At 69.5% G+C, this 24,830-nt stretch carries 18 protein-coding genes, 1 tRNA gene, 1 pseudogene and 1 riboswitch; of the genes and pseudogenes, 15 read left to right on the top strand and 5 right to left on the bottom strand.

Translation table 11 applies throughout. The features are described 5' to 3' along the window. Positions 1 to 30 precede the first annotated feature (30 nt). The 11 genes from RBJ65_RS29650 (at position 31) to RBJ65_RS29600 (ending at position 15,307) form a co-directional block, all read left to right on the top strand. Positions 31 to 2,448 (top strand): tetratricopeptide repeat protein, encoded by a 2,418-nt coding sequence (locus tag RBJ65_RS29650; RefSeq protein WP_306323635.1) that lies wholly within the window; start codon positions 31 to 33, stop codon positions 2,446 to 2,448. After that, positions 2,445 to 3,737: a cytochrome P450 gene (locus RBJ65_RS29645; protein ID WP_306323636.1), complete on the top strand. Its 1,293-nt coding sequence runs from the start codon at positions 2,445 to 2,447 to the stop codon at positions 3,735 to 3,737. Before RBJ65_RS29650 ends, RBJ65_RS29645 begins: the two co-directional genes overlap by 4 nt. Before the next feature lie 211 nt (positions 3,738 to 3,948). After that, entirely contained in the window at positions 3,949 to 5,874 is a 1,926-nt protein-coding gene (locus RBJ65_RS29640) for a recombinase family protein (protein WP_306323637.1), read from the top strand. Positions 5,875 to 6,094: 220 nt separating this feature from the next. Continuing rightward, positions 6,095 to 7,135, top strand: a complete 1,041-nt coding sequence (locus RBJ65_RS29635) for a transglycosylase family protein (protein WP_306323638.1) — start codon at positions 6,095 to 6,097, stop codon at positions 7,133 to 7,135. 180 nt (positions 7,136 to 7,315) lie between these two features. Then, a riboswitch (cyclic di-AMP (ydaO/yuaA leader) is annotated at positions 7,316 to 7,473 on the top strand. Between the two features lie 4 nt (positions 7,474 to 7,477). Beyond that, on the top strand, positions 7,478 to 8,209 hold the full coding sequence (locus RBJ65_RS29630; protein ID WP_306323639.1) for a transglycosylase family protein: 732 nt from the start codon (positions 7,478 to 7,480) through the stop codon (positions 8,207 to 8,209). Positions 8,210 to 8,551: 342 nt separating this feature from the next. After that, positions 8,552 to 9,832 (top strand): phosphopyruvate hydratase, encoded by a 1,281-nt coding sequence (gene eno / locus RBJ65_RS29625; protein ID WP_306323683.1) that lies wholly within the window; start codon positions 8,552 to 8,554, stop codon positions 9,830 to 9,832. Between the two features lie 90 nt (positions 9,833 to 9,922). Continuing rightward, a complete protein-coding gene (locus RBJ65_RS29620; RefSeq protein ID WP_306323640.1) occupies positions 9,923 to 10,414 on the top strand; it encodes a septum formation initiator family protein in 492 nt (163 codons plus the stop codon). A 55-nt stretch (positions 10,415 to 10,469) separates the two neighbouring features. After that, positions 10,470 to 11,003 carry a DUF501 domain-containing protein gene (locus RBJ65_RS29615; RefSeq protein ID WP_306323641.1) on the top strand — a complete coding sequence of 178 codons (534 nt, stop codon included), beginning with the start codon at positions 10,470 to 10,472 and terminating at the stop codon, positions 11,001 to 11,003. Positions 11,004 to 11,077: 74 nt separating this feature from the next. After that, on the top strand, positions 11,078 to 12,022 hold the full coding sequence (locus RBJ65_RS29610; RefSeq protein ID WP_306323642.1) for a Ppx/GppA phosphatase family protein: 945 nt from the start codon (positions 11,078 to 11,080) through the stop codon (positions 12,020 to 12,022). 360 nt (positions 12,023 to 12,382) lie between these two features. Continuing rightward, the gene (locus RBJ65_RS29605) at positions 12,383 to 13,798 is read left to right on the top strand and encodes an NAD(P)/FAD-dependent oxidoreductase (RefSeq protein WP_306323643.1); all 1,416 of its coding nucleotides are present in this window, start codon (positions 12,383 to 12,385) and stop codon (positions 13,796 to 13,798) included. Positions 13,799 to 14,002: 204 nt separating this feature from the next. After that, positions 14,003 to 15,307, top strand: coding sequence for a cyclopropane-fatty-acyl-phospholipid synthase family protein (locus tag RBJ65_RS29600; protein ID WP_306323644.1), 1,305 nt, complete (start codon positions 14,003 to 14,005; stop codon positions 15,305 to 15,307). 80 nt (positions 15,308 to 15,387) lie between these two features. Here RBJ65_RS29600 and RBJ65_RS29595 read toward each other — a convergent pair whose 3' ends face one another. Both RBJ65_RS29595 and RBJ65_RS29590 read right to left on the bottom strand, forming a co-directional pair. After that, positions 15,388 to 17,919: an ABC transporter permease gene (locus tag RBJ65_RS29595; protein WP_306323645.1), complete on the bottom strand. Its 2,532-nt coding sequence runs from the start codon at positions 17,917 to 17,919 to the stop codon at positions 15,388 to 15,390. A gap of 142 nt (positions 17,920 to 18,061) precedes the next feature. Beyond that, on the bottom strand, positions 18,062 to 18,838 hold the full coding sequence (locus RBJ65_RS29590) for an ABC transporter ATP-binding protein (protein ID WP_306323646.1): 777 nt from the start codon (positions 18,836 to 18,838) through the stop codon (positions 18,062 to 18,064). 356 nt (positions 18,839 to 19,194) lie between these two features. Here RBJ65_RS29590 and RBJ65_RS29585 point away from each other — a divergent pair. The 3 genes and pseudogenes from RBJ65_RS29585 (at position 19,195) to RBJ65_RS29575 (ending at position 21,706) form a co-directional block, all read left to right on the top strand. Then, positions 19,195 to 19,278, top strand: a tRNA-Leu gene (locus tag RBJ65_RS29585). Positions 19,279 to 19,480: 202 nt separating this feature from the next. Then, positions 19,481 to 20,657 (top strand): annotated as a pseudogene (locus RBJ65_RS29580) (4-hydroxybenzoate 3-monooxygenase). Between the two features lie 146 nt (positions 20,658 to 20,803). Next, on the top strand, positions 20,804 to 21,706 hold the full coding sequence (locus tag RBJ65_RS29575; RefSeq protein WP_306323647.1) for a Bax inhibitor-1/YccA family protein: 903 nt from the start codon (positions 20,804 to 20,806) through the stop codon (positions 21,704 to 21,706). Between the two features lie 80 nt (positions 21,707 to 21,786). Here the strand turns inward: RBJ65_RS29575 and RBJ65_RS29570 are convergent, their stop codons facing one another. Next, positions 21,787 to 22,017 carry a DUF4287 domain-containing protein gene (locus tag RBJ65_RS29570; protein ID WP_306323648.1) on the bottom strand — a complete coding sequence of 77 codons (231 nt, stop codon included), beginning with the start codon at positions 22,015 to 22,017 and terminating at the stop codon, positions 21,787 to 21,789. An 87-nt stretch (positions 22,018 to 22,104) separates the two neighbouring features. Between RBJ65_RS29570 and RBJ65_RS29565 the strand changes: the two genes are divergently transcribed. Continuing rightward, entirely contained in the window at positions 22,105 to 22,416 is a 312-nt protein-coding gene (locus tag RBJ65_RS29565; protein ID WP_306323649.1) for a hypothetical protein, read from the top strand. A gap of 60 nt (positions 22,417 to 22,476) precedes the next feature. Here the strand turns inward: RBJ65_RS29565 and RBJ65_RS29560 are convergent, their stop codons facing one another. Next, entirely contained in the window at positions 22,477 to 23,277 is an 801-nt protein-coding gene (locus RBJ65_RS29560) for a hypothetical protein (RefSeq protein WP_372341456.1), read from the bottom strand. A gap of 245 nt (positions 23,278 to 23,522) precedes the next feature. Then, positions 23,523 to 24,743: an acetyl-CoA C-acetyltransferase gene (locus RBJ65_RS29555; RefSeq protein WP_306323651.1), complete on the bottom strand. Its 1,221-nt coding sequence runs from the start codon at positions 24,741 to 24,743 to the stop codon at positions 23,523 to 23,525. Between the last annotated feature and the right edge of the window lie 87 nt (positions 24,744 to 24,830).

Genomic DNA, 24,830 nt, shown 5'->3' with positions numbered 1-24,830 from the left:
CCCTAGTCGTTCGCGGGTCTGGGGGCTTGTGTGGAGCGGGAGTTGGCGGAGTTGGCCGCCGAGGGCGCGAGCAGGATCGTGGCCGCGATGCGGTCGGACCTGCCGGGTGTCTGGCCGCGGGTCCGTGGCGCGTTCACGGAGTTCTACCGGGAGGCGGGCGACGCGGACCGGGCCGAGCTGGCCTTCGACGCGGACGTGGACGGCATCCGCCGGGGAGAGCGACTCTGGTCCGCCGTCGAGGACGAGTGGCGGGCCAGCCTGTTGCGCACCGTGCTCAACGACATGCGCCTGGAGGGCTGGTTGCGCGCGGTACTGGCGGGACTCGCGGCCCCGGCCCCGGCCCCGGCCGTGTCCGCGCCGACGGACGTCGACGGTCCCGAGCCCACCGCCTCCGCCATCACCCCGACCACGCCCCCGACCCCGACCACCGACTCCGGCGCCCCGGCCCTGGTCACGATCAGAACCGCCGGGACTGCTGGGACCACCGGGACCACCGGACCCCCCGGAACTTCCGGACCCCCCGGAACTTCCGGAACTCCCGGTATCGCCGGAACCGCCAACACCGTCACCGGCGGCACCCACCACTCCGTGATCCAGTCCGACCGGATCGGCACGGTCCACCAGCACTTCGGGACCACCCCCGGCACCCCGGACTGGCGTCCCGTCCATGAGGTGCAGCCCGCCGAATTCGGAGTGCGCCCCACCCGCCGGGCCCCGGGCCTGCCCGACATCCCGCCGTACGTCGCGCGCGACTGCGACGCCGAACTCGCCGCGAAGCTCGCCGGGCACGGCCTTGTCCTGCTCCTCGGCAAGCCGGTCACCGGTGTCTCGCACACGGCCTGGCACGCGGCGCACCACATGGACGGGTACCAGTTCTACGCACCCGAGCGCGGCGCCGACCTCCGGGGGCTGCTCGCCGCCCTCAGGGGGAGGTCCGGCCGGTATCTGCTGTGGCTCGACGACATCGGGGAGCACCTCGGTGAACGCGGCCTGGAACCAAGCCTGTTGGGGCGGTTCGCGGGGCTCGGTGTGAGCGTTCTCGCCACGATGGACGTCGACGCGTACTACGAGCGCAGGGCCGGTTCGACACCGGGCGACCGGGTCATCGGCCACGCCCAGACGGTCGAACTCTCGTGGGAATGGAGCGAGTCGGAGTTCGCGCGCCTCGCCGCGCGGACTGAGGATCCGCGTGCATACGAGGCATATCTGTGGACCGACGGCGTCAACCCGGCCGCGTACCTGGCGCTCGGGCACCTGCTGTACGAGCAGTGGCAGCGGCTCAGTGCGCTCAAGGACGATCCGGACGGCGTCGCGGTCGTACGGGCCGCGCTCGACGTGGCGCGGAGCGGGTACGCGAAAGCGGTACCACTCGACCTGTTCGAGGGGATCGGGGCGCCGGAGACGACACAGTGGGCGGCCCGGGCGCGGATCGGAGAGTTCGGCTTTCTGGTGCCGGGGCATGAACCGGACACCTGGCGGGCGCACGGTGCGCTGGTCGCGGGGGAACTGCGGACGGCCCGGGAGCCGGTACCCCCGGACCGAATGCGGGAGGTGTACGAATGGACCCTCCGGGACTCACCCGAGGAGCGTGCGGTAGTCGACGCCCTCGGCGCGGTGCTGCGCCCGCGAGCCCAGGCCGGGGACATCGAGGCCGCCAGCGAGCTGGGCGAGATACTTCCCTTCGGCCCCGAGGCGGAGCGCCTGCTGCGGCAGGCCGCAGACGCGGGTGTGGCGGACGCCCAGTCCGCGCTCGGCCATGCGCTGTTCCGGAACGGCCGCAGGACCGAGGCTGCCCCCTACTTGGAGAAGGCTGCGGCCCAGGGCATGAACTGGGCCGCGATCCGACTCGGTCGGTACTACCGCGCTCGCGCCGAGGAACTTCTCACCGATGTGACTGGGAAGCTGCCTGTGCACGGCGCGGCCCTCGGCGACCTCATCGCCGGTGCCCCCGGCCGGGAGTCCGAGGCGATGCAGCTTTACCTCGCGGCCTGGCAGCACCGCAGATCCAACTCGACCGCCCTGCGCATCGGCGGCCTCCTCCAGGACTGGGGCAACGTCGACGAGGCCGAACCGTGGTATCGGTACGCGTCCGACAAGGGTAGTACCCAGGCGCAGTACTACCTCGGCGTTCTCCTCTGCGACAAGGGCGGCCACGACGAGGAGGCCGAGGAGTTCCTCACGCGGGCCGCCGACGCGGGGCACGCCCCGGCCGACACAGTCCTCGGCATCCTCAAGCACCGCCAGGGTGACGCCAAGGGCGCGTTCGCCGCGTACAAACGGGGCGACAAAGGGGGCGACCCCGAAGCCGCGTACCGGATGGGTCTGAGCATCAAGGACCCGGAGAAGCGGACGGCCTGGCTGCAGCGGGCCGCCGACCGGGGCAACTACGGTGCGCAGCTCGCCCTCGGACAGCTCACCCCGCCGCATGCGGATACCGTCGACGGGTGACCGAAAGCCCCGCCCCGACGCCCACCGCGCCCACCCCGCCCGAACTCTTCACCCACGAGTTCGCCACCAACCCCTACCCCTCCTACGCCTGGCTGCGCGAGCACGCCCCCGTGCACCGCACCACGCTGCCGAGCGGCGTCGAGGCCTGGCTGGTCACCCGTTACGCGGACGCCCGCCAGGCGCTCGCCGACCAACGGCTCAGCAAGAACGCGGACCACCACGACGGTCCGTCCCACGCCAAGGGCAAGACGGGCATCCCCGGCGAACGCAAGGCCGAGCTGATGACCCACCTCCTCAACATCGACCCGCCGGACCACACCCGCCTGCGCCGCCTCGTCTCAAAGGCCTTCACCCCGCGCCGCGTCGCCGAATTCGCCCCCCGCGTCCAGCAGTTGACGGACGACCTCATCGACGCCTTCGCGACCAAGGGCGAAGCCGACCTCATCCACGACTTCGCCTTCCCCCTCCCCATCTACGCCATCTGCGACCTCCTCGGCGTCCCCCGCGAGGACCAGGACGACTTCCGCGACTGGGCGGGCATGATGATCCGGCACGGCGGGGGGCCGCGGGGCGGGGTCGGGCGGGCGGTGAAGCGGATCCGGAACTACCTGGCCGACCTGATCCACCGCAAGCGTGCGGCGCTCGACGGGAACGAGGGTGCCGACGACCTCATCTCCGGCCTGATCCGAGCCTCCGACCACGGCGAGCACCTCACCGAGAACGAGGCCGCCGCCATGTGCTTCGTACTGCTGCTGGCTGGGTTCGAGACGACGGTCAACTTGATCGGCAACGGTACGTATGCCCTGCTGAGAGACCAGGAACAGATGCGGCACTTCCGGACGGCAGCCGCACGCGGAGACGCTTCGGTCCTGGACGCGGCGGTCGAGGAACTGCTGCGCTACGACGGCCCGGTGGAGTTCGCCACGTGGCGCTTCGCGACCCAGCCCATGGAAATCGGCGGGCAGCACATCGCGACCGGGGAGCCCGTGCTCGTGGTGCTGGCGGCGGCCAACCGGGACCCGGCCCGCTTCGAGCACCCCGACGTACTGGACCTGGACCGTCGCACCAATCCTCACCTCGGCTACGGCCACGGCATCCACTACTGCCTCGGCGCCCCGCTCGCCCGCCTCGAGGCCCGTACCGCCCTGGCGACCCTCTTGGAGCGCTTCCCCGACCTGGAACTCGCGGCGGACCCAGCAGAGCTGCGCTGGCGCGGAGGCCTGATCATGCGCGGACTCAGAAGCCTGCCGGTGTCCTTCGCTCCGCAGGGGGACCGACGGGATCCGTAGGCGAGCGGCTGATGCTCGGTCCGGCTGTACGCGAGGTGAATTCGCCGGATCGGACAGGAAGTCGGGGATGATTCCCGAATGCGCCATGCGTGTGTGCGTGGTCACGTAGCGTGAGCGATGTGAACCGGCCCCGGAGCGAGCACTCCAGGGCCGGACAGCCTCGGCGGTGTCCTACCACCCCGAGGTCGGAACAGTCGCGAGAGGACTGCACATGGCCATTGTGGCATCCCCGTTTACGGCCGCTGAAGGACAACTGAGGGTGGTCACGTACCGCCGCGTGTCGACATCGGGCCAACTCGAAGGGTCCGGCCTGGAAGAACAGGGCGAACATTGCAAGGCCTGGCTCGCCGCCCGTCCGGATGTCGAATACGTCGGTGAGTACACGGACGAAGCCGTATCGGGGGTGGGGGAACTTCGGCCGGGCCTCGAGCGGTTGGTGCGTGCTGCCCGCTCCGGCAGCTTCGATCGGGTCCTCGTCTCGAGCGTGGACCGGTTGGGAAGGACGGCCCGAGCCGCGTACCAGTGGGCTTGGGACATGGCGGACCTGGGTGTCCACCTCGTCTCGGTTCTGGAAGGAATCGATACGAGTACCGAAGCGGGGTGGGCCGAGTTTCGTCGGCACGTCGCCTACTCGGACATGGAATGGCGCCGGATCCGGCAACGCACCGTCGCGGGCCGCGAATCGACGATCTCCTACGGAGGCTGGCCGGCTGGACCGGCGCCCTACGGGTACCGAATCGACTCCGACATGGTGGACACCAACGACGGACGCAGGGTTCTGTCCGTTCTCGTCACGGACGATCGGGAGTCGGCGGTGATCAGCGTCGCGGCCGCGCTGTTGATCGACCAGGACATGAACTGCGCCCAGGCGGCGGCCGAGCTCAACAAGAGGGGAATGCCGACGCGAAGTGGTCGGCCCTGGGAAGCGGCGAACCTTCGTGCCCGGCTGAGCGCCGAGACCATTCACCAGGGATACGTGGTGTACCGGAAGACGAGTCGCGGGGCCTCACGCAATACCACCCGCCGGACGGAGGGTGGCGATCCGCTTCACGGGGCTCCGGTGAGGATCGGCGTGCCCCCCATCCTGACGCGTGAGCGGGCCGGGCAACTGATGGCGGCGCTCCGGAGGACGGGTTTCCAGAACGGCCGCCGCGGCGACCGTGTCTACGCCCTCTCCGGTCGGCTGTACGGGGAGTGCGGTGAGACGTACGTCGGGGCGACCGAGGGTGAACGCCGGGTGTATCGGTGTCGAGGACGGCTGACGGGACTGTGTCACGAACTCAATCTGCGGGCCGACGAGATCGAAGCGGCTGTCCTGGACGAACTGTTCGTCCTGCTCTGTGACAACAAGGGTCTGGCCGAAGCCGCGGTTCGGGAGCGATATGCGGCTGTGTCCGGGGAGCGGGATCAATACGAGCGGCGAATGCGGGAGATCGACCGGGCCATCGAGGGGCACGAGGAACTGTTGCTGCGCAAGGTGCCGGAATACCTTGCGGCAGGAGTCGCTCCGGCCATGCTGCAGGCCGCTGCCGAGCGCTTGCAGGAGGAGCTTGACGACCTGCACCGCCAGCGGGCGGTGGCAGCAGAGTGGCTCGCCGGGCGGGAGGCGCACGACACGCGGCGTGACGACCTGCTCGACGCCATCGCGACCGGCGCCTCCCGAGCCGCGCCCCTGCGGCCCGACCAGGTGTGCGGGCTGTTGGAGGCGTTCGGCGTAGCAGTGCATTGCGCGACGCGTGAGGCCCTGTACAAGCAGGGGGTCAGGTGCCCAGTCGGTGAGTGGCACGAAAAAACGGGGACTCTGGTGCCACCCGCCCCCACGGGTGAGGAGTGGCAGACGGTTCTCGATGTGCTTCTCCCCTTCTTCACCAAGCGCCATTTCACGAGCAAGTACGACATCCGCGAGCAGTTCAACGGGATGTTGCACCGGCTGCGGCACGGGCTGAGTTGGAAGGACATGCCACCCACCTGGGGGCCGGTGAACGCGATTCGGGAGCGTCAGCTGTCCTGGTGGCAGAAGGGGGCCTGGCCCGCGGTCATGGCCGCGCTCCATGCGGAGACGCGGGGCGAGCCGGCGTACAGGCGCTCCGGCGTGCCTCCCTTCCGGATCACCTGTAATGAGCCTGGATTGCTGTGAACTATGCGCATTTGCCGCACAGTTCACAGTCGTGAGAGCAGCACATGGCTGACGGGCCGTCAAACCTGTGACTTTCACGTGATCTACGCTGCATCGACTTGTGACAGACGTTCGAGTGCAGCTACGTTCACGGATCATCGCGACACACGCACAACCGCATCACTCGTACCACGCACCACCCGTCGCGCGTAGCAGCATCAGTCTCGCGAAAGGCAATCGCATGCTCTCCGGGAACGGTCGTCACCGTCGCCCCCGCCAGGCCCCTGCTCTCGTCGTCGCCGCCGGAGTCACCGGCAGCGCCATCGCGATCCCGCTGTTCGCCGCGAGCGGCGCGAGTGCCGCGACCACGCAGGCGTGGGACAAGCTCGCCGAGTGCGAGAGCGGCGGGCAGTGGAGTCTGGACGCCGGCAACGGCTACTACGGCGGACTCCAGTTCACGCAGGAGAGATGGGAGCAGTACGGGGGGCTCGACTACGCCCCGCGTGCCGACCAGGCCAGCCGCTCGCAGCAGATAGCCGTCGCCGAGAAGGTTCTCGACGACAAGGGGACCAGCGCCTGGCCGATGTGCTCGCTCTCCGCCGACCTCACCAAGGACGACGACTCTGCGGACGTCGATCCGGGCGTGACCGCGTCACCGCAGCCCTCCGAGTCGACCGACCCGGGCGCCGATGCCGACGCGGATGCCGACAACAAGTCGGACAAGGGCACCGACGGCGACGACGACGCCGACAAGTCGAGCTCCCCCGAGGCGACGGACTCGGACTCGGGAGACAAGAGTCACGACGAGGCTGACGACCCGGCCGACGGTTCGGATGGCTCGGACGGGTCGGGCGGTTCGGACGGCTCGGGCGGTACCTCCGGTAACAAGGCGGAGGCGTCCCCGTCCCCCTCGACCCCCTCAAGTGACAAGTCCCACGCCCCCACTGACGACTCCACCACCGGGACCGCCGAGCCCACCGCACCCCCCTCGCCCTCGGACGAGCCCTCCTCCGGCCGCCACCGCGGCGACCGCGCCCCCGACGACGACCGCTCCGACTCCCGTACGGGAGACGGCCGTCACGCCTCGCGCGGCGACAAGCGCGACGGAGACACGTACGAGGTCCGCGCCGGCGACAACCTCTGGGACATCGCGAAGGCTCAGGACGTGCACGGCGGCTGGGACGCGCTCTACGAGCGGAACAAGGACACGGTAGGTACCGACCCAGACCTCATCCTTCCTGGTCAGAGCCTGGATCTTGGGGACGGATCGGACAAAAGGTAGCGGCAGTTCGGGGCGGTTGAAGGGGCTTTGTCCGATCTTGATCGAGTGAGACATGGGTCTCAAAGCCCCTGATCGACTTTGAAATCGGACGGATCGACTGCTTACGGTCGTGACCGCTCGCTTCAGCGGGCCCCGATGGACGTCACGCCGAATCCTGCCAACGTCCGTACGGGAACAGTCGACGCGTAAGCGCCGTAGGCAGGAGCGGGGGACCCAGGTAAGCCGCCCTTCCGGGAGACCGGAACGGGCTTGGGGTGAAGCGACGCACAAGGTGCGGAGCCGGACACTCACTGGTCCGAACCCGACAGCTCACCTCGCAGGCGTCGGTGAGGAGATTTCTCCATGCTGTTTTCCGCCAAGAACAAGCACCGTCGCCCGTCCAAGGCTGTCCGTGTCGCCACGCTCGGCGGTGTCGCCGCTGCCGCGGTCGCCGTGCCGCTGATGGGTGCGACGTCCGCCTCGGCCGCCACCACCTCCGAGTGGGACCAGGTCGCGCAGTGCGAGTCCGGTGGCAACTGGTCCACCAACACCGGCAACGGCTTCTACGGTGGCCTCCAGTTCTCGTCCTCCACGTGGTCCGCCTACGGCGGCACGCAGTACGCGTCCACCGCGGACCAGGCCTCCAAGGCCCAGCAGATAGCCGTCGGCGAGAAGGTCCTCGCCTCCCAGGGCTCCGGCGCCTGGCCGAACTGCGGCTCGGGCCTGTCCTCCACCCCGAACGACGGTGGCGCGACCGACACGTCCTCGCAGCAGCAGGACACCCAGAGCACCCAGCAGCAGGACACGCAGCAGCGTGCCGACCGCTCCGAGCAGCGCCAGCAGCCGCAGCAGCAGGAGGCCCCCAAGCAGGAGGCCCCGAAGCAGCAGGCCGCCCCGAAGCAGGACACCGTCACGACCCCGACCGGCAACCAGGTCGCCAAGGGTGACGGCGAGTACAAGGTCGAGTCCGGCGACACCCTGAGCAAGATCGCCCAGGCGCACGGCACCACCTGGCAGCAGCTGTTCGAGAAGAACAAGGACATCGTCAAGGACGCCAACCTGATCTACCCGGGTCAGCAGCTGCACCTCAGCTAATAAGCGTCAGGTCCCTCCCAGGACCACGGGTCCCTCCCAGGGCCATCAGGCACGGACTCGGCATCGGCGGACGCCGAGTCCCGCCGCACCCCGTCCCCACGGGCCGCTCACTTCCGCGACCTTCGCCCCGGCACAGCCGGGACGAAGGTCGCTGTTTTTGTTCCGTTAAGGAACATTTCGCTGTCGGCGTTGTCCACGAGACGGGCGTCCGGATGGCCGATGCGCGCGAGCCGGTTACGCTCAGGGGTGCGGGACCACGGATCCGCCATGGATCCCACGGATTCGACACGGATCCGAGCAGCCGCCCGCACCGCCCGCGTCACATCCCAGAAGGAGATGCTCGTGCCGTCCATCGACGTCGTCGTAGCCCGGGAAATCCTGGACTCCCGAGGCAACCCCACGGTCGAGGTCGAGGTCGGCCTCGACGACGGCAGCACCGGCCGTGCTGCCGTCCCGTCCGGCGCCTCCACCGGCGCCTTCGAGGCCATCGAACTCCGCGACGGTGACCCGAACCGTTACCAGGGCAAGGGCGTCGAGAAGGCCGTCCTCGCCGTCATCGAGCAGATCGGCCCGGAGCTCGTCGGCTACGACGCCACCGAGCAGCGCCTGATCGACCAGGCGATGTTCGACCTGGACGCCACCGACAACAAGGGCTCGCTCGGCGCCAACGCCATCCTCGGCGTCTCCCTCGCCGTCGCCCACGCCGCCTCCGAGGCGTCCGACCTGCCGCTGTTCCGCTACCTCGGTGGCCCGAACGCGCACCTGCTGCCCGTCCCGATGATGAACATCCTGAACGGCGGATCCCACGCGGACTCCAACGTCGACATCCAGGAGTTCATGATCGCCCCGATCGGCGCGGAGTCCTTCTCCGAGGCCCTGCGCTGGGGCGCCGAGGTCTACCACACGCTGAAGAAGGTCCTGAAGGCCAAGGGCCTGGCCACCGGCCTGGGCGACGAGGGCGGCTTCGCCCCGAACCTGGGCTCGAACCGCGAGGCCCTGGACCTGATCCTCGAGGCCATCACCGAGGCCGGTTACGTCCCCGGCCAGCAGATCGCCCTCGCGCTCGACGTCGCCGCCTCCGAGTTCTACAAGGACGGCAAGTACCAGTTCGAGGGCAAGGAGCGCTCCGCCGCCGAGATGACGGAGTACTACGAGGAGCTGGTGGCGGCCTACCCGCTGGTCTCCATCGAGGACCCGCTGTACGAGGACGACTGGGCCGGCTGGAACGTCATCACCCAGAAGATCGGTGACAAGGTCCAGCTCGTCGGCGACGACCTCTTCGTCACCAACCCGGAGCGCCTGGCCCGCGGCATCGAGGAGAACTCGGCGAACGCCCTCCTCGTCAAGGTCAACCAGATCGGTTCGCTGACCGAGACCCTGGACGCCGTCGAGCTGGCCCAGCGCAACGGCTTCAAGTGCATGATGTCGCACCGCTCCGGCGAGACCGAGGACGTGACGATCGCCGACCTGGCCGTCGCCACCAACTGCGGCCAGATCAAGACCGGCGCCCCGGCCCGCTCCGAGCGCGTCGCCAAGTACAACCAGCTGCTGCGCATCGAGGAGATCCTGGACGACGCGGCGGTCTACGCCGGCCGCTCGGCCTTCCCCCGCTTCAAGGGCTGATCCCTCGCGGCACTTCCGTACGTCCCCGCACCCGGTCCCGTACCGTGTGCGGGGACGTACGTACGTGAGCCGGGGAGGCGGGAGCAGGCGATGCCCGGAAAGGTCCGAAGCGGGGACTCCAAGGACCGCTTCTCGACGGCCACCCGCCTGCGCGTCCTCGGCGAGCAGACCGCCGAGCGCGTCTACCGCTCGCAGAACAAGCGCCAGGCCCGCCGCTCCCGCCTCACCGGCCGCGCGGCCCTGCTGGCCCTCGTCCTGTGCACCCTGGTCGTCGCCCTCGCGTACCCCATAAGGCAGTACGTCTCCCAGCGCGGCGAGATCGAGGATCTGCGGCGCCAGCAGCAGGAGGCCGAGGAGCGGGTCGACAGGCTGCGGGACGAGAAGGCCCGCTGGCAGGACGACGCGTACGCCGAGCAGCGCATCCGGGAGCGGCTGCACATGGTGATGCCGGGCGAGACCGGTTACGTGGTGCCGAACGAGCGCGGCACCGCCGCCGAGCGCGCCGAGCAGGGCGCGGAGGACCGCCCCTGGTACGCCAACCTCTGGGACGGCGTCGACAAGGCCGACCAGACGGACAACTAACGAACGCCGACATGGCGGACGACGACTGACGAACACTGAAGGAAACACCCGAGCGATGGAAACTCCCCCGCCGCAGACCGAGCCGACCGCGCCCACGGACGCCGACATCCACGCGTTCAAGGAGCAGCTGGGTCGCCCGCCGCGCGGCCTGCGCGCCATCGCGCACCGTTGCCCCTGCGGCAATCCGGACGTCGTCGAGACGGCGCCGCGCCTGGAGGACGGCACGCCGTTCCCGACGACGTACTACCTGACGTGCCCCCGCGCGGCCTCCGCCATCGGCACGCTGGAGGCCAACGGCGTCATGAAGGAAATGACGGAACGCCTCCAGACGGACCCCGAACTGGCCCGCCAGTACCGTGCCGCCCACGAGGACTACATCGCCCGCCGCGACGCCATCGAGGTCCTGGAGAACTTCCCCAGCGCCGGCGGCATGCCCGACCGCGTGAAGTGCCTCCACGTCCTCGTCGCCCACTCCCTGGCCGCGGGCCCCGGCGTCAACCCGCTCGGTGACGAGGCGATCGCGATGCTCCCGGAGTGGTGGCGCAAGGGCCCCTGCGTCACCCCGGAATCAAGCCCCGCCGGCGATTGAGGCGCGGGGGTCCGGGGGCAGCGCCCCCGGCGGCTTCCCGTAACCAGCACGACGACACCAGGAGCTCACCCGTCATGACCACGGTCGCCGCCATCGACTGCGGAACCAACAGCATCCGCCTCCTCGTCGCCGACGCGAACCCGGACACCGGCGAACTCGTCGACCTGGACCGCCGGATGACGATCGTCCGGCTCGGCCAGGGCGTGGACAAGACGGGCCGGCTTGCCCCGGAGGCCCTGGAGCGCACCTTCGCGGCCTGCCGCGAGTACGCCGAGGTCATCAAGGACCACGGCGCCGAAAAGCTCCGCTTCGTGGCGACCTCCGCCTCCCGCGACGCGGAGAACCGCGAGGACTTCGTCCGCGGCGTCCTCGACATCCTGGGCGTGGAACCGGAGGTCATCACGGGCGACCAGGAGGCGACGTTCTCCTTCACGGGCGCCACGAAGGAACTGACGGGCCGCGCCGACCTGGAGAAGCCCTACCTGGTCGTCGACATCGGCGGCGGCTCCACGGAGTTCGTCGTCGGCGACGACACGGTCCGAGCGGCCCGCTCCGTCGACATCGGCTGCGTACGCATGACAGAACGCCACCTCGTCGCCGCCGACGGCACCGTCACCGACACCCCGGCCCCCGCCCAGATCGAGGCGATCCGCGAGGACATCACCGCGGCCCTCGCCGACGTCTCGCGCACCGTCCCGATCCACGAGGCCCGCACCCTGGTCGGCCTCGCCGGTTCCGTCACGACGGTCTCCGCGCTCGCCCTCGGCCTCCCCGAGTACGACTCCACGGCGATCCACCACTCCCGGATCTCCTACGACAAGGTCGCCGAGCTCACGGACTGGCTGGTCACGTCCACGCACGACCAGCGCGCGTTGAAGCAGGTCATCCACCCCGGCCGGGTCGACGTCATCGCGTCGGGCGCGCTCGTACTGCGGCTGATCATGGAGGAGACCGGGGCCCGCGAGGTGGTCGTGAGCGAGCACGACATCCTCGACGGGATCGCCTGGTCCATCGCCTGAGTCAGGGGCCGCCACGACACCCTGTCGGGAAAGTTCGTGAACTTCTTCACAAGGAATTCGGCCCACTTGGTGGCTGTTACGCGTCCGCGAGCCCGTTCGAGGGCTCGCGGCGGTCCCGTCGGCGGTCTCGCGTGAGGTTGCCGCGGTGTTGCGTGCCGGTTGCGGACGGGAGTGGTCCAGTACCGCCAGATGCTCACCGTGGCTGCTCAAGAGGGGTGAGCAACGTCTGGGACGGTGCGGTGGTTCCCCCGGAGTGTCATGACATGGGTCACGTGGGCGGCGCAGTGTAGCAGAGGGTCCCTACATGCTTGTGAAGGGGCGCACGAGCGACCCCCGCCAGTCGGGTGGATACTCGATGGCATGAGCACCACGGAGCGTCCCAGGATCCTCATTGTCGGGGGTGGGTACGTAGGCCTGTACGCGGCGCGTCGCATCCTCAAGAAGATGCGTTACGGCGAGGCGACCGTCACGGTCGTCGACCCGCGCTCGTACATGACGTACCAGCCCTTCCTCCCCGAGACCGCCGCCGGCAGCATCTCGCCGCGCAACGTCGTCGTCCCCATGCGACGCGCTGTGCCGGGCGCCGAGATTCTCACCGGCCGCGTCACGACCATCGACCAGGACCGCAAGGTCGCCTCCGTCGCGCCGATCGTCGGCGAGGCGTACGAGGTTCCCTTCGACTACCTGGTGATCGCGCTCGGCGCGGTCTCCCGCACCTTCCCGACGCCGGGCCTCGCCGAGGCGGGTATCGGTATGAAGGGTGTCGAGGAGGCCGTCGGCCTGCGCAACCACGTGCTTGAGCAGCTCGACAAGGCCGAGTCGACCACGGACGAGGAGATCCGCCGCAAGGCGCTCACCTTCGTCTTCGTCGGCGGTGGCTTCGCGGGCGCCGAGACCATCGGCGAGGTCGAGGACCTGGCGCGCGACGCGGCGAAGTTCTACAAGAACGTGAAGCGCGAGGACATGCGCTTCGTGCTCGTCGACGCCGCCGACAAGGTGCTGCCCGAGGTCGGCCCGGAGCTCGGCCTGTACGGCAAGAAGCACCTGGAGTCCCGCGGTATCGAGGTCTACCTCGGTACGACGATGCCGTCCTGCGTCGACGGCCACGTCGTCCTCAGCAACGGCCTTGAGGTCGACTCCAACACCATCGTGTGGACCGCGGGCGTCAAGCCGAACCCGGCGCTGTCCCGCTTCGGTCTGCCGCTCGGCCCGCGTGGTCACGTCGACGTCGGCGCCGACCTCCAGGTCGCCGGAACGGACTACATCTGGGCCGCGGGCGACAACGCCCAGGTTCCGGACCTCGTGGGCCGCGCCAATGGCAACCCGAACGCCTGGTGCCCGCCGAACGCCCAGCACGCCATGCGCCAGGCCAAGGTCCTCGGCGACAACGTGGTGTCGGGCATGCGGGGCTTCCCGCAGGGCGACTACAAGCACGCCAACAAGGGTGCGGTGGCCGGTCTCGGCCTGCACAAGGGCGTCGCGATGATCGTCATGGGCAAGATGAAGATCAAGCTCAAGGGCCGTCTCGCCTGGTACATGCACCGCGGCTACCACGGTCTGGCCATGCCGACCTGGAACCGCAAGGTCCGGGTGATCGCCGAGTGGACGATCAACATGTTCCAGAAGCGCGACATCACCGCGCTCGGCGCCCTGGAGACTCCGCGCGAGGAGTTCTACGAGGCCGCCAAGCCGGCTCCGAAGCCCGCGGCCGCCGAGGCGCCGAAGGCCGACGAGAAGAAGGACGAGAAGGTCGAGGAGAAGGCCAAGGCCTCCTGATCCTCGCCGCATAGCTCCACCCCGAAGGGGCCGCCCGCCATCCGTGGTGCGGGCGGCCCCTTCGGCGTTCCCGCACGGATGTAGATGGCGTCTACAGGTATTTTGCCTATCCGTGACTCGGTAACGGGACTGCGCAGGCGCCCTGTCGGTGTTTACGTGGTGTTGAACCGTTCCGGGATTTCCCCTGTCACGGAGGTGTGGGCCATGCAAGACGCCGCACAGCGGCTGAAGAATCTCGCCGAGCAGTTGTTCGGCACCCGGCTCCCGGTGCGCCTGCGCGCCTGGGACGGCTCGGAGGCAGGCCCACCGGATGCCCCCGTACTCGTCGTCCGACACCGTCGCGCGCTGCGCCGACTGCTGTGGAAACCGGGCGAGTTGGGCCTCGCCAGGGCCTGGGTCGCCGGGGACCTGGACGTCGAGGGCGACCTGTACGCGGCCCTCGACGAGATGGCGGCCCTCATATGGGAGCGCCCCGATGACGAGGAGCCCAGGAGCCTGCGGCAGGCCCTCAAGGACCCCGAGGTGCGCTCCGCCGCCAAGGAGCTGGTGAAGCTCGCCGGGCCCGCTCTGCCGCCCGCCCCGCCCGCCGAGGAAATGCGCAGGGGTGGCCGTCTCCACCTGCACACCAAGGGCAGCGACAAGCAGGCCATCAGCCACCACTACGACGTCGGCAACGACTTCTACGAGCTGGTCCTCGGCCCCTCCATGGTCTACTCCTGCGCCTACTGGGAGTCGCCCGAGGCCGGCCTCGAATCCGCCCAGCACGACAAGCTGGACCTCATCTCCCGCAAGCTGGAGCTGAAGCCCGGCATGCGGCTGCTCGACGTCGGCTGCGGCTGGGGCTCCATGGCGATCCACGCCGCCCGCGAGTACGGCGTGAGCGTCGTCGGCGTCACGCTCTCCCAGGAGCAGGCCGCGTACGCCAGGAAGCGGGTCGCCGACGAGGGTCTGACCGACCGCGTCGAGATCCGCGTACAGGACTACCGCGACGTGCGCGACGGCCCGTACGACGCGATCTCGTCCATCGGTATGGCCGAGCACGTCGGCGCCGAGCGGTACCTGGAGTACGCATCCGACCTCTACGCCCTCCTCAAGCCGGGCGCACGTCTGCTCAACCACCAGATCGCCCGGCGGCCGCAGCGCGACGAATCGGCGTACGAGGTCGACGAGTTCATCGACGCGTACGTCTTCCCTGACGGCGAGCTCGCGCCCGTCGGCACCACGACCGGGCTCCTGGAGCGGGCCGGCTTCGAGGTGCGGGACGTCGAGGCGATCCGCGAGCACTACGCGCTCACGCTGCGCCAGTGGGTCAGGAACCTGGAGGCGCGCTGGCCGGAGGCCCTGAAGCTGGTCAGCCCCGGCCGGGCGCGCGTCTGGCGGCTGTACATGGCGGCGTCCGCGCTGAGCTTCGAGCGCAACCGCATCGGGGTGAACCAGATCCTCGCGGTGAAGACGCCGGAGAGCGGGGCGTCGGGGATGCCGCTGCGGGCCCGCACCTGGAACGACTAGCGACTCCCGTACGCACATGGGGGCGCCCCCACTGTCCATGAACAGTGGGGGCGCCCCCGCGTCACGCAACTCCCTTGCCGCTACTCGGACTTGATCGCCGCGAGCATGTTCAGGCGGGCCGCGCGGCGGGCCGGCCAGAGGGCCGCCAGGATGCCGACGACCGCGGCGAGCGCGAGGAAGACGCCCATCCGGCCCCAGGGCAGGATCAGTTCGTACGTCGACATGGAGTTGCCGATGAGCTGACCGGCCGCCCAGCCGAAGAACACGCCCAGCCCGATGCCGAGCACGCCGCCGAACAGGGAGATCACCAGGGACTCCAGGCGGACCATCCGCTTGATGCCCTTGCGGTCGATGCCGATCGCGCGGAGCATCCCGATCTCCTGCTGACGCTCGAAGACCGACATGGCGAGGGTGTTGATGACGCCGAGCACGGCGACGATCACCGCCATGGCGAGCAGGCCGTAGAGCATGTTCAGCATCAGCGTGAAGACCTGCGCGACCTGGTTGGTGATGTCCTGCTTGTCCTTGACCTGGATCGCCGGGTTCTCGCCGAGCGCCTTGGTGAGCTTGTCCTTCGTGGCGTCGGAGGCACCGCCGGACGTCTTCAGCATGACCTGCATGTCACCGGAGTCCGCGCTGAGGTGCGGGGCGAGGGTCGGGGTGTCGACCATGATGCCGCGCATCATCTCGTTGGCCTGGTAGACGCCCGCGACGGTCAGCTTCTGCCGCTTGCCGTCCTCGTAGTGCGTGGTGAAGGTCGAACCGGTGGTCCAGCCGTTCTCCTTCGCGGTCTTGTCGTCGACGACGACCTTGTCGCCGCCGATGGTGAACTTGCCGCTGTCCAGGGGGAGTTCGGCGAGCTGGTTGATCGTCCTGCCGTTGACGCCGGTCAGGTACTCGGTGCCGCCGTCGATGCGGGCGGGCGAGTTGGTCAGTCCGCTGACGGCGGTGACGCCGGGCGTCTTGTCGAGGGTCTGCACGACGTCGGGGGAGAGCTGGTTGCCGTTCGCCATCGCGACGACGTAGTCCGCCTTGATGGAGTCGGCCGCCATCTTGTTGATCGCCGACTGCACGCTGCCCGCGATCACCGTGAGGCCGGTGATCAGGGTCAGGCCGATCATCAGCGCCGATGCGGTGGCGGCGGTGCGGCGCGGGTTGCGCACCGAGTTGAGGCGGGCCAGCTTGCCGGAGACACCGAAGGCGCGAAGCACCGGCGCGGCGAGCGCGATCAGCGGGCGGGACAGCAGCGGCGTGAGGATGAAGACGCCGATGACGAGGAGCGCGGCGCCGAGGCCCATCGGGGCCTGACCGCTGTCACCGCTCATGGTCGTCGCGTAGAGCACGGCGGCGACACCGGCGGCGGAGACCAGGGCGCCGAGCGTGTTGCGCAGCACCAGGGACTTGGCGGTGGGGGCGGCGTGCACCGCGTTCATCGCGGCGACCGGCGGGATCTTCGCGGCGCGGCGGCCCGGCAGCCAGGCGGCCAGCATCGTGATCAGGATGCCGACGACGAGGGCGGCGACGACGGTGCCGGGGGAGACGACGAGCGGCCCGTCCGGGATGATCGCCCCGGTCGTGCCCATGAGCGCCCGCAGGCCCGCGCCGATCCCGATGCCGACGGCGAGCCCCGCCACGGCGGCGACGGCCCCGACCACGAACGCCTCAAGGAGTACGGAACGGGTGACCTGACGCCGCGAGGCGCCGACGGCCCGCATCAGGGCCAGCTCCTTGGTGCGCTGGGCGACCAGCATCGTGAAGGTGTTCGCGATGATGAAGATGCCGACGAACAGCGCGATGCCCGCGAAGACGAGCAGCATCGTCTTCATGGAGCTCATGGACGTGGCGATGGAGTCCGCCTGGTCGTCGGCGAGCTGCTGAGCGGTGGTGGTCTCCGTCTGGCCCTTCGGCAGCGTCTTGTCGAGGGCGGACTTCAGCTGGTCCTGGCTGGTCCCGGCGGCGGCCGTCACATCGATCTCGTCGTACGAGCCCGGCTTGTGGAAGAGCTGCTGCGCGGTCGTGGTGTCGAAGAGGGCGAGCGAGCCGCCCGCGGCGACGTTGCCGTCGTCGGTGGTGAAGACGCCGGTGAGGGTCGGGGTGAGGACGGGCCCGTCGACGGACATCCGCACCTGGTCGCCGACCTTGTAGCCGGCGCGCTCGGCGGTCTTCGCGTCGAGTGCGACCTCGTTCGCGCCGTGCGGGGCGGCGCCCTTCTTGATCGGGTACCGGGCGTCGTCCGAGCCCCAGTAGTTGCCGCCCTTGGTGGAGAACCCGTCGCCGACGAGCTTGCCCTTCTGGTCGGCGACGGCGGCGTACCCGCTGACGACTCCGTACGCGGAGCCGGCGCCGCGGGTCTCCTGCGCCGCCTTGATGGTGGCGTCGGTGAGCTTGGCCTCCTTGCCGACGGAGTTGCCCTTGTCCGCGGCCCGCTGAGCGGTGACGGCCACGTCGACATGGTCGAAGCCCTTGGCCGAGGACTTCGACAGGGCGCTGGAGATGGTGTTGGTGAAGACGAGCGTGCCGCTGACGAAGGCGACGCCGAGCATGACGGCGAGCACGGTCATCAGCAGACGCGCCTTGTGCGCGAGCACGTTGCGCATGGCGGTTCGGAACATGGGTCTACTCAGTCCTGGGTGAGTGATGTAAAGCCTCTGCGGCGATTGAGCAGCGGGGTCCGGGGCGGAGCCCCGGTCTTTCAGCCCCGCCGGCGTTTGAGGCGCGGGGTCCGGGGCAGCGCCCCGTGAGCGAGGAGGGCGCTCAGCTGGTCCGCCCCTTGGCGTCGAACCGCTTCATCCGGTCCAGGACCGAGTCCGCCGCCGGATCACTCATGTCGTCCACGATCCGCCCATCGGCCAGGAACACCACCCGGTCCGCGTACGCCGCCGCGACAGGATCGTGCGTCACCATCACCACCGTCTGCCCCAACTCCCGTACGGAGTTCCGCAGAAAGCCCAGCACCTCCGCCCCGGACCGCGAGTCCAGGTTCCCCGTCGGCTCGTCACCGAAGATGATCTCCGGCTTGGAGGCGAGCGCCCGCGCCACCGCGACCCGCTGCTGCTGACCGCCGGACAGCTGCGAGGGCCGGTGCCCGAGCCGCCCGGCGAGCCCCACCATCTGGATCACGTTCTCCACCCACTGCTTGTCGGGCTTGCGGCCCGCTATGTCCATGGGGAGCGTGATGTTCTCCAGAGCGGTCAGCGTCGGCAGCAGGTTGAACGCCTGGAAGATGAAGCCGATCTTGTCCCGGCGGAGCTTGGTGAGCTGCTTGTCCTTCAGCGAGCCCAGCTCGGTGTCACCGATCCGGACCGAGCCGGACGAGAAGGTGTCCAGGCCCGCGACGCAGTGCATCAGCGTCGACTTGCCGGAACCCGAAGGGCCCATGATCGCGGTGAACTCGGCCTGCCGGAACTCGACGGAGACCTGGTCGAGCGCGACCACCTTGGTCTCGCCCTGTCCGTAGATCTTGGACAGATCCGTGGCGCGGGCGGCGGCCGTGCTGGTGATGCGGCTGCCCGCGAGCGGGGTGGTGGTCACGGGAGGGTGCTCCTGTCGTTCCGGGCTTACTGCTGGACTTGTTCCATCGTCCCGGCGGATCGGGCCCGGAGAGTCAGCCGCAGTTCTCGTTCCGAGGGGAGACTTCGGAGGGAGCGGAGGGGCCCGGGTCATACCTGGGGATGACCCCCACCCCTGAGAGGCGGCGGTGAAATTCCGTCATTCCCTGGAAAGCGGCCCCCGGCGGCGACAGGGCTCCCGGCTGGTGCTGTTGGGCCAGGACGCGTGCTGATGCACCCTCAGACGTCAATAAAATAAGACAACGTGGGGTCGTACTTCCGCTGATCGGGGGATGCCGCCGGATAGGCTCGGAGCGTCGACGCGGAGCCCCACAGCCTGCCCGGATGGTGGAATGCAGACACGGCGAGCTTAAACCTCGCTGCCCCTTAGCGGGCGTACCGGTTCAAGTCCGGTTCCGGGCACCTCCGAACCTCTTCCTCCGGTTCGCGTCGCGTCTCCTCAACACCCCTCCGTCGTGAGGGGTGTTCGTGTTTTCCGTCTCCCCATGGACACCCCATGGACACCCCATTGACAGCGGTCCGGTACGGGGCGAGGATCCGCACAGTAGTCGATGAACGAAAGTTCACCAGGCGAACGAACGCAATGACGCGAGAGGGATCCTGTATGCGCACCACCGTCGGCATCATCGGAGCGGGCCCGGCCGGACTGCTCCTGGCCAGACTCCTGCACAACGCCGGCATCGAGTCGGTCGTCCTGGAGAGCCGCGATCGCGCCTACGTAGAGCAGCGCCAGCGCGCCGGGATCCTGGAACAGGGCACCGTGGACGTGCTGCGCGAGGCCGGCGTCGGCGCCCGCATGGACCGCGAGGGCCTGCCGCACGACGGCATAGAGCTGCGCTTCGACCGCCGCCGCCACCCGCGTCGACTTCCCGGCCCTGACCGGCGGCAAGCAGGTGATGGTGTACGCGCAGACGGAGGTCTGCAAGGACCTGATCGCGGCCCAACTGGCCGACGGCGGGCCCCTGTTGTTCGAGGCGGAGGCGCTGGAGGTCGAGGGCGCCGACACTGAGGGCCCCCGCGTCCGCTTCCGGCACGAGGGCCGCGAGCGGACCCTCGACTGCGACTACGTGGTCGGCTGCGACGGCTTCTGGGGCGTGGCCCGCAAGGCGGTCCCCGAGGAGCTCTCGCGGACGTACGAGCGCACCTACCCGTACGCCTGGCTCGGCATCCTCGCCGACGTGGCGCCCTCCCACGACGAGCTGATCTACAACCGCTCCGACCGCGGCTTCGCCCTCATGTCGATGCGCTCACCGCACGTCACGCGCGCGTACCTCCAGGTCCCCGCCGACACCGACGCCGAGAGCTGGTCCGACGCCGAGATCTGGGCGGAGCTCGACCGCCGCCTGGAGGTCGACGACCCGACCTGGCGCCTGGAGCGCGGCCCGATCACCTCCAAGTCCGTCACCCCCATGCGCTCGTACGTCCACGAGCCCATGCGGCACGGCAGGCTCTTCCTCGCCGGGGACGCGGCGCACATCGTCCCGCCGACCGGCGCCAAGGGCCTCAACCTCGCCGTCGGCGACGTCGTCGCCTTCGCCCGCGCCCTCATCACGTACCAGGAGAAGGGCGACGCGGGCGCGCTCGACACGTACTCGCGGGACTGCCTGCGGCGGGTCTGGCAGGCGGAACGGTTCTCGTACGCGATGACGACCATGCTGCACCGCGCCCCCGACGCCACCGCCTTCGACGACAGGATCCAGCTGGCCCAGCTGGACCGTGTGACCTCGTCGAAGGCGGCCGAGACCGATCTCGCGGAGGCGTACACGGGCTTCCCCGTATGAGCGACACCGATGACGGAACACAGAGGGTGCACGAGACGTTCCTCGTAACAGGATGGGAAAGATCCTCCCTGAGCACTAGGGTCGGATCTTTGCCAGACCATTACTCTTGATGGCAAGGCCATACAGGGTGGCCATGGAGGAGTGAAATGAGGAGCAGCAACCCGGTCTTCTCGCGACGGGGGTTCAGCCGCGACAACGGCTACGCGCAGTTCAACGCGAACGCGCAGCAGCCGCAGGCCGGGGGCCCCGCTGTCGGCACGGCGCAGGGGAACCCCTACGCCCAGGCCCCCGCCGGCAACCCGTACGCGCAGAACCCCTACGCACAGCAGGACGTCCAGTACGGGGCTCCGCAGGCGCCCACGACCGGCCGCATGACGATCGACGACGTCATCATGCGGACCGGCACCACGCTCGGTCTGCTGATCGTCACCGCGGCGCTCGCCTGGGCGCTGCTGCCGGTCGACGACGCGCACATCGGCAAGTCGTACGGCATCGCGATCGGCGCGGGCCTCGTCGCGATGGTCCTGGGCTTCGTCCAGGCCTTCAAGCGCAAGGCGTCGCCGGCGATCATCCTGGCGTACGCGGCGCTCGAGGGTGTCTTCCTCGGCGTGCTGTCCAGCATCGTCGACAACCGCTGGGCCGACGGCGCCGCCATGCAGGCGGTGCTCGGCACGATGGCCGTCTTCGCGGGCGTGCTCATCGCGTACAAGGCGGGCTGGATCCGCGTCAACCGTCGCTTCTACGGCTTCGTGATGGCCGCGGCCATGGGCTTCATCCTGCTCATGGGCATCAACCTGCTGTTCGCCCTCTTCGGCGGCGGTGACGGCCTCGGCTTCCGCAGCGGCGGCCTCGGCATCGTGTTCGGCATCGTCGGCATTCTGCTCGGCGCGTGCTTCCTGGCCCTGGACTTCAAGCAGGTCGAGGACGGCATCGCGTACGGCGCTCCGAAGGAAGAGGCGTGGCTCGCCGCGTTCGGCCTGACCATGACGCTGGTCTGGATCTACATGGAGTTCCTGCGCCTCATCGCGATCCTGCAAGGCAACGACTGACGCCCGTAGCCGTAGCTGTCAGGGGCCCGCGCACCTTCGGGTGCGCGGGCCCTTTGCGTTTGGGTGCGGGGAGTGGGGCGCTAACCGAATCGCCGTGCGGCGCGCCTCAAGTCGTACTCGTGGATGATCGCCTTCGCGTGGCCGTACGCGAGGTCGTGCTCGCCGCGCAGCCAACTGACCTTCTCTTCGAAGCGAAGGAAGCAGGGGCCTTCTTCGACGGTGCGCATCCAGTCGGTTAGTTCACGACCGGTGCAGTGGGGGATGCGAGCCAACAGATTGCGGTGGGTCTCCTCGGAGAAGACTTGGGACATCGGCGCCTCCGGAACGCTTCGATGTGGCCGGTCCTTCACGCCACCGTGCCTGAGCGCCGGGGCCTTGTAAACAGCTACAGTCGCCGCGTGCTTGATACGACGCCTTTGACCGCAGCAGTGGATCAGTTCGCCGATCGGCTTCGGGCCGCGCCGCAGAGCAGGTTGCAGCGGAGCGCCGCCGCGGAGGCGCTGGCGCTGGCCAGGGAACTTTCGGCGCGAGCCCAGAAGTTGGACGACCCCGGTGGGGTCGTCCGGGAGATGCCGGACGCCGGAATGTTCGCCGCGGCCGACCAAGTGACGGTCGCGGGGCGGGACTTGGCGGTCTCCCTCCGGGACCCGGGGGACCTCACGGAGGCCGTGGAACTGGTCGACGCGGCTATGAAGCGAGCCGGAATCTAGAGCCCCTGCGGCGATTGAGCAGCGGGGTCCGGGGCGGAGCCCCGGGGGCGTAACCATGGTTCAGGCCGAAGCTATGACCCGGTCCGCCAGGATGTAGACGTTGGCGTCGGCGCACTCGAAGGTGAGGGCGTACGCGCCGGAGACGCCGGAGCCGCCGAGGAGGACGGGCGTCTCGCCGTCCCGGAGGGCCGCGGCGAGCTGCTCGGCCGTCTCACGGTGACCGGGCGTCATGCACAGGGTCGTACCGTCCGCGAAGACGTACACGTCGAGCGTGCCGAGCGGGCCGGGCCGGACATCGGCGAGGGCCGTACGCGTCTGCGCCAGTTCCTCAAGACACTGCACCGTACGCTCGTGGTCGCCCACGACCGGCGACTGCACCGGCACGAAGTCCGGGTGCGAGGGGTGCCGGCGCCGCGCGGCGGCCAGCTCGGGGGACTCCTCGACGACCTCGTCCTCCGGCTCCAGGGCCGGCTCCCCGATGGGCTCGAGCCCCACGAGGTCCGCCTGCCGCGGCAGGAACATGTCGTCGCCGAGCGCCCCACCGGCCAGGAACGGCGGCAGCTCCGAACTGTCCCGCGCCTCCTGCGCCGCCCAGAACGCCCGCGCCTCCGCGAGCTCCCGCTCGCGCTCCTCGGCGAGGGCGTCCGCGACGGCGTTGCGTATCGCCTCGGCGTCCGGCGTGCTGCGCGCGGCGGGTACGCCGGGGAGCGCCGTGGCGGCGCGGTCCCTGCTCAGCTCGTCGCGCAGACCCTCGACCTGTCGGCGCAGCCCCCTGACGTGCTTCAGGGTGGCGGCTCCGACGGCCGTGGCAGCGGCCGTAGCGAGCACAAGGACACTGATGGCTGCGGGCATGGCGCTCACTGACGTACTCCCGGTTTCAAGTCGACCCCCGACTTCCTACATCAGCTTGAAGCCTGGACGAACCGGCTGTCAGTGCATTACGTCACGAATTGGACAGGTCTTTTGGCTGGGTGTTTAGGCCCCTTATGGGGTGGGGACCCTGCTGACCTGCAAAAACCGATCTCCCCCGAGATGCACGTCACATCCTGGGGGAGATTGGATCACGAACCGATAGACGGGATCGGGTCAGGTCAGGTCAGGTCGGCTCAGCTCAGGCGCTCGATGACCATCGCCATGCCCTGGCCGCCGCCGACGCACATGGTCTCCAGGCCGAACTGCTTGTCGTGGAACTGGAGCGAGTTGATCAGCGTGCCGGTGATCCGGGCGCCGGTCATGCCGAAGGGGTGGCCGACGGCGATGGCGCCACCGTTCACGTTCAGCTTGTCCTCGTCGATGCCGAGGTCGCGGGCGGACGGGATGACCTGGGCGGCGAACGCCTCGTTGATCTCGAACAGGTCGATGTCGTCGACGCCGAGCCCCGCGCGCTTCAGCGCCTGCTTGCTCGCCTCGACCGGGCCGAGGCCCATGATCTCGGGGGAGAGGCCGGAGACGCCGGTGGAGACGACGCGGGCGAGCGGGGTCAGGCCCAGCTCGCGGGCCTTGGTGTCGCTCATGATCACGAGGGCGGCGGCGCCGTCGTTCAGCGGGCAGCAGTTGCCGGCCGTGACGAGTCCGTCGGGGCGGAAGACCGGCTTGAGGCCGGAGACGCCCTCCAGCGTCACGCCCGCGCGCGGGCCGTCGTCCTTCGACACGACCGTGCCGTCGGGGGTGGTGACCGGGGTGATCTCGCGCTCCCAGAAGCCGTTCTTGATGGCTTCCTCGGCGCGGTTCTGCGAGCGCACGCCGAAGGCGTCCATGTCCTCGCGGGTGATGCCCTTCAGGCGGGCCAGGTTCTCGGCGGTCTGGCCCATCGCGATGTACGCGTCCGGGACCAGGCCGTCCTCACGCGGGTCGTGCCACGTGGTGTTCTCCTGCTGGGCGACGGCCGCGGTGCGGGCCTCGGCCTCGGCGAAGAGCGGGTTGTGGGTGTCGGGGAGGGAGTCGGAGTTCCCCTTCGCGAAGCGGGAGACCATCTCGACGCCCGCCGAGATGAAGACGTCGCCCTCGCCGGCCTTGATGGCGTGCAGCGCCATGCGGGTCGTCTGGAGGGAGCTGGAGCAGTAGCGGGTGACGGTGCAGCCCGGGAGGTGGTCCATGCCCATCTGCACGGACACGATGCGGCCCAGGTTGTTGCCCTGCTCGCCGCCGGGGAGGCCGCAGCCGAGCATCAGGTCGTCGATGTCTCGCGGGTCAAGGTCGGGGACCTTGGCGAGGGCGGCCTGGATGATGGTGGCGGTCAGGTCGTCCGGGCGCAGGTCCTTGAGCGAGCCCTTGAAGGCGCGGCCGATGGGGGAGCGGGCGGCTGAGACGATCACTGCTTCGGGCATCACGGCTCCAAGAGGTTCGGTACGGCTGACCGTCAGCGAAGCTACCCGTGCGTACCGCTGGGGTCACCGGGTGAGGGGTGTGACCCC

The sequence above is a fragment of the Streptomyces sp. KL109B genome, assembly GCF_030766935.1.
In the GTDB taxonomy this organism is placed as follows: domain Bacteria; phylum Actinomycetota; class Actinomycetes; order Streptomycetales; family Streptomycetaceae; genus Streptomyces.
This window is presented reverse-complemented; position numbering and strand designations above follow the sequence as displayed.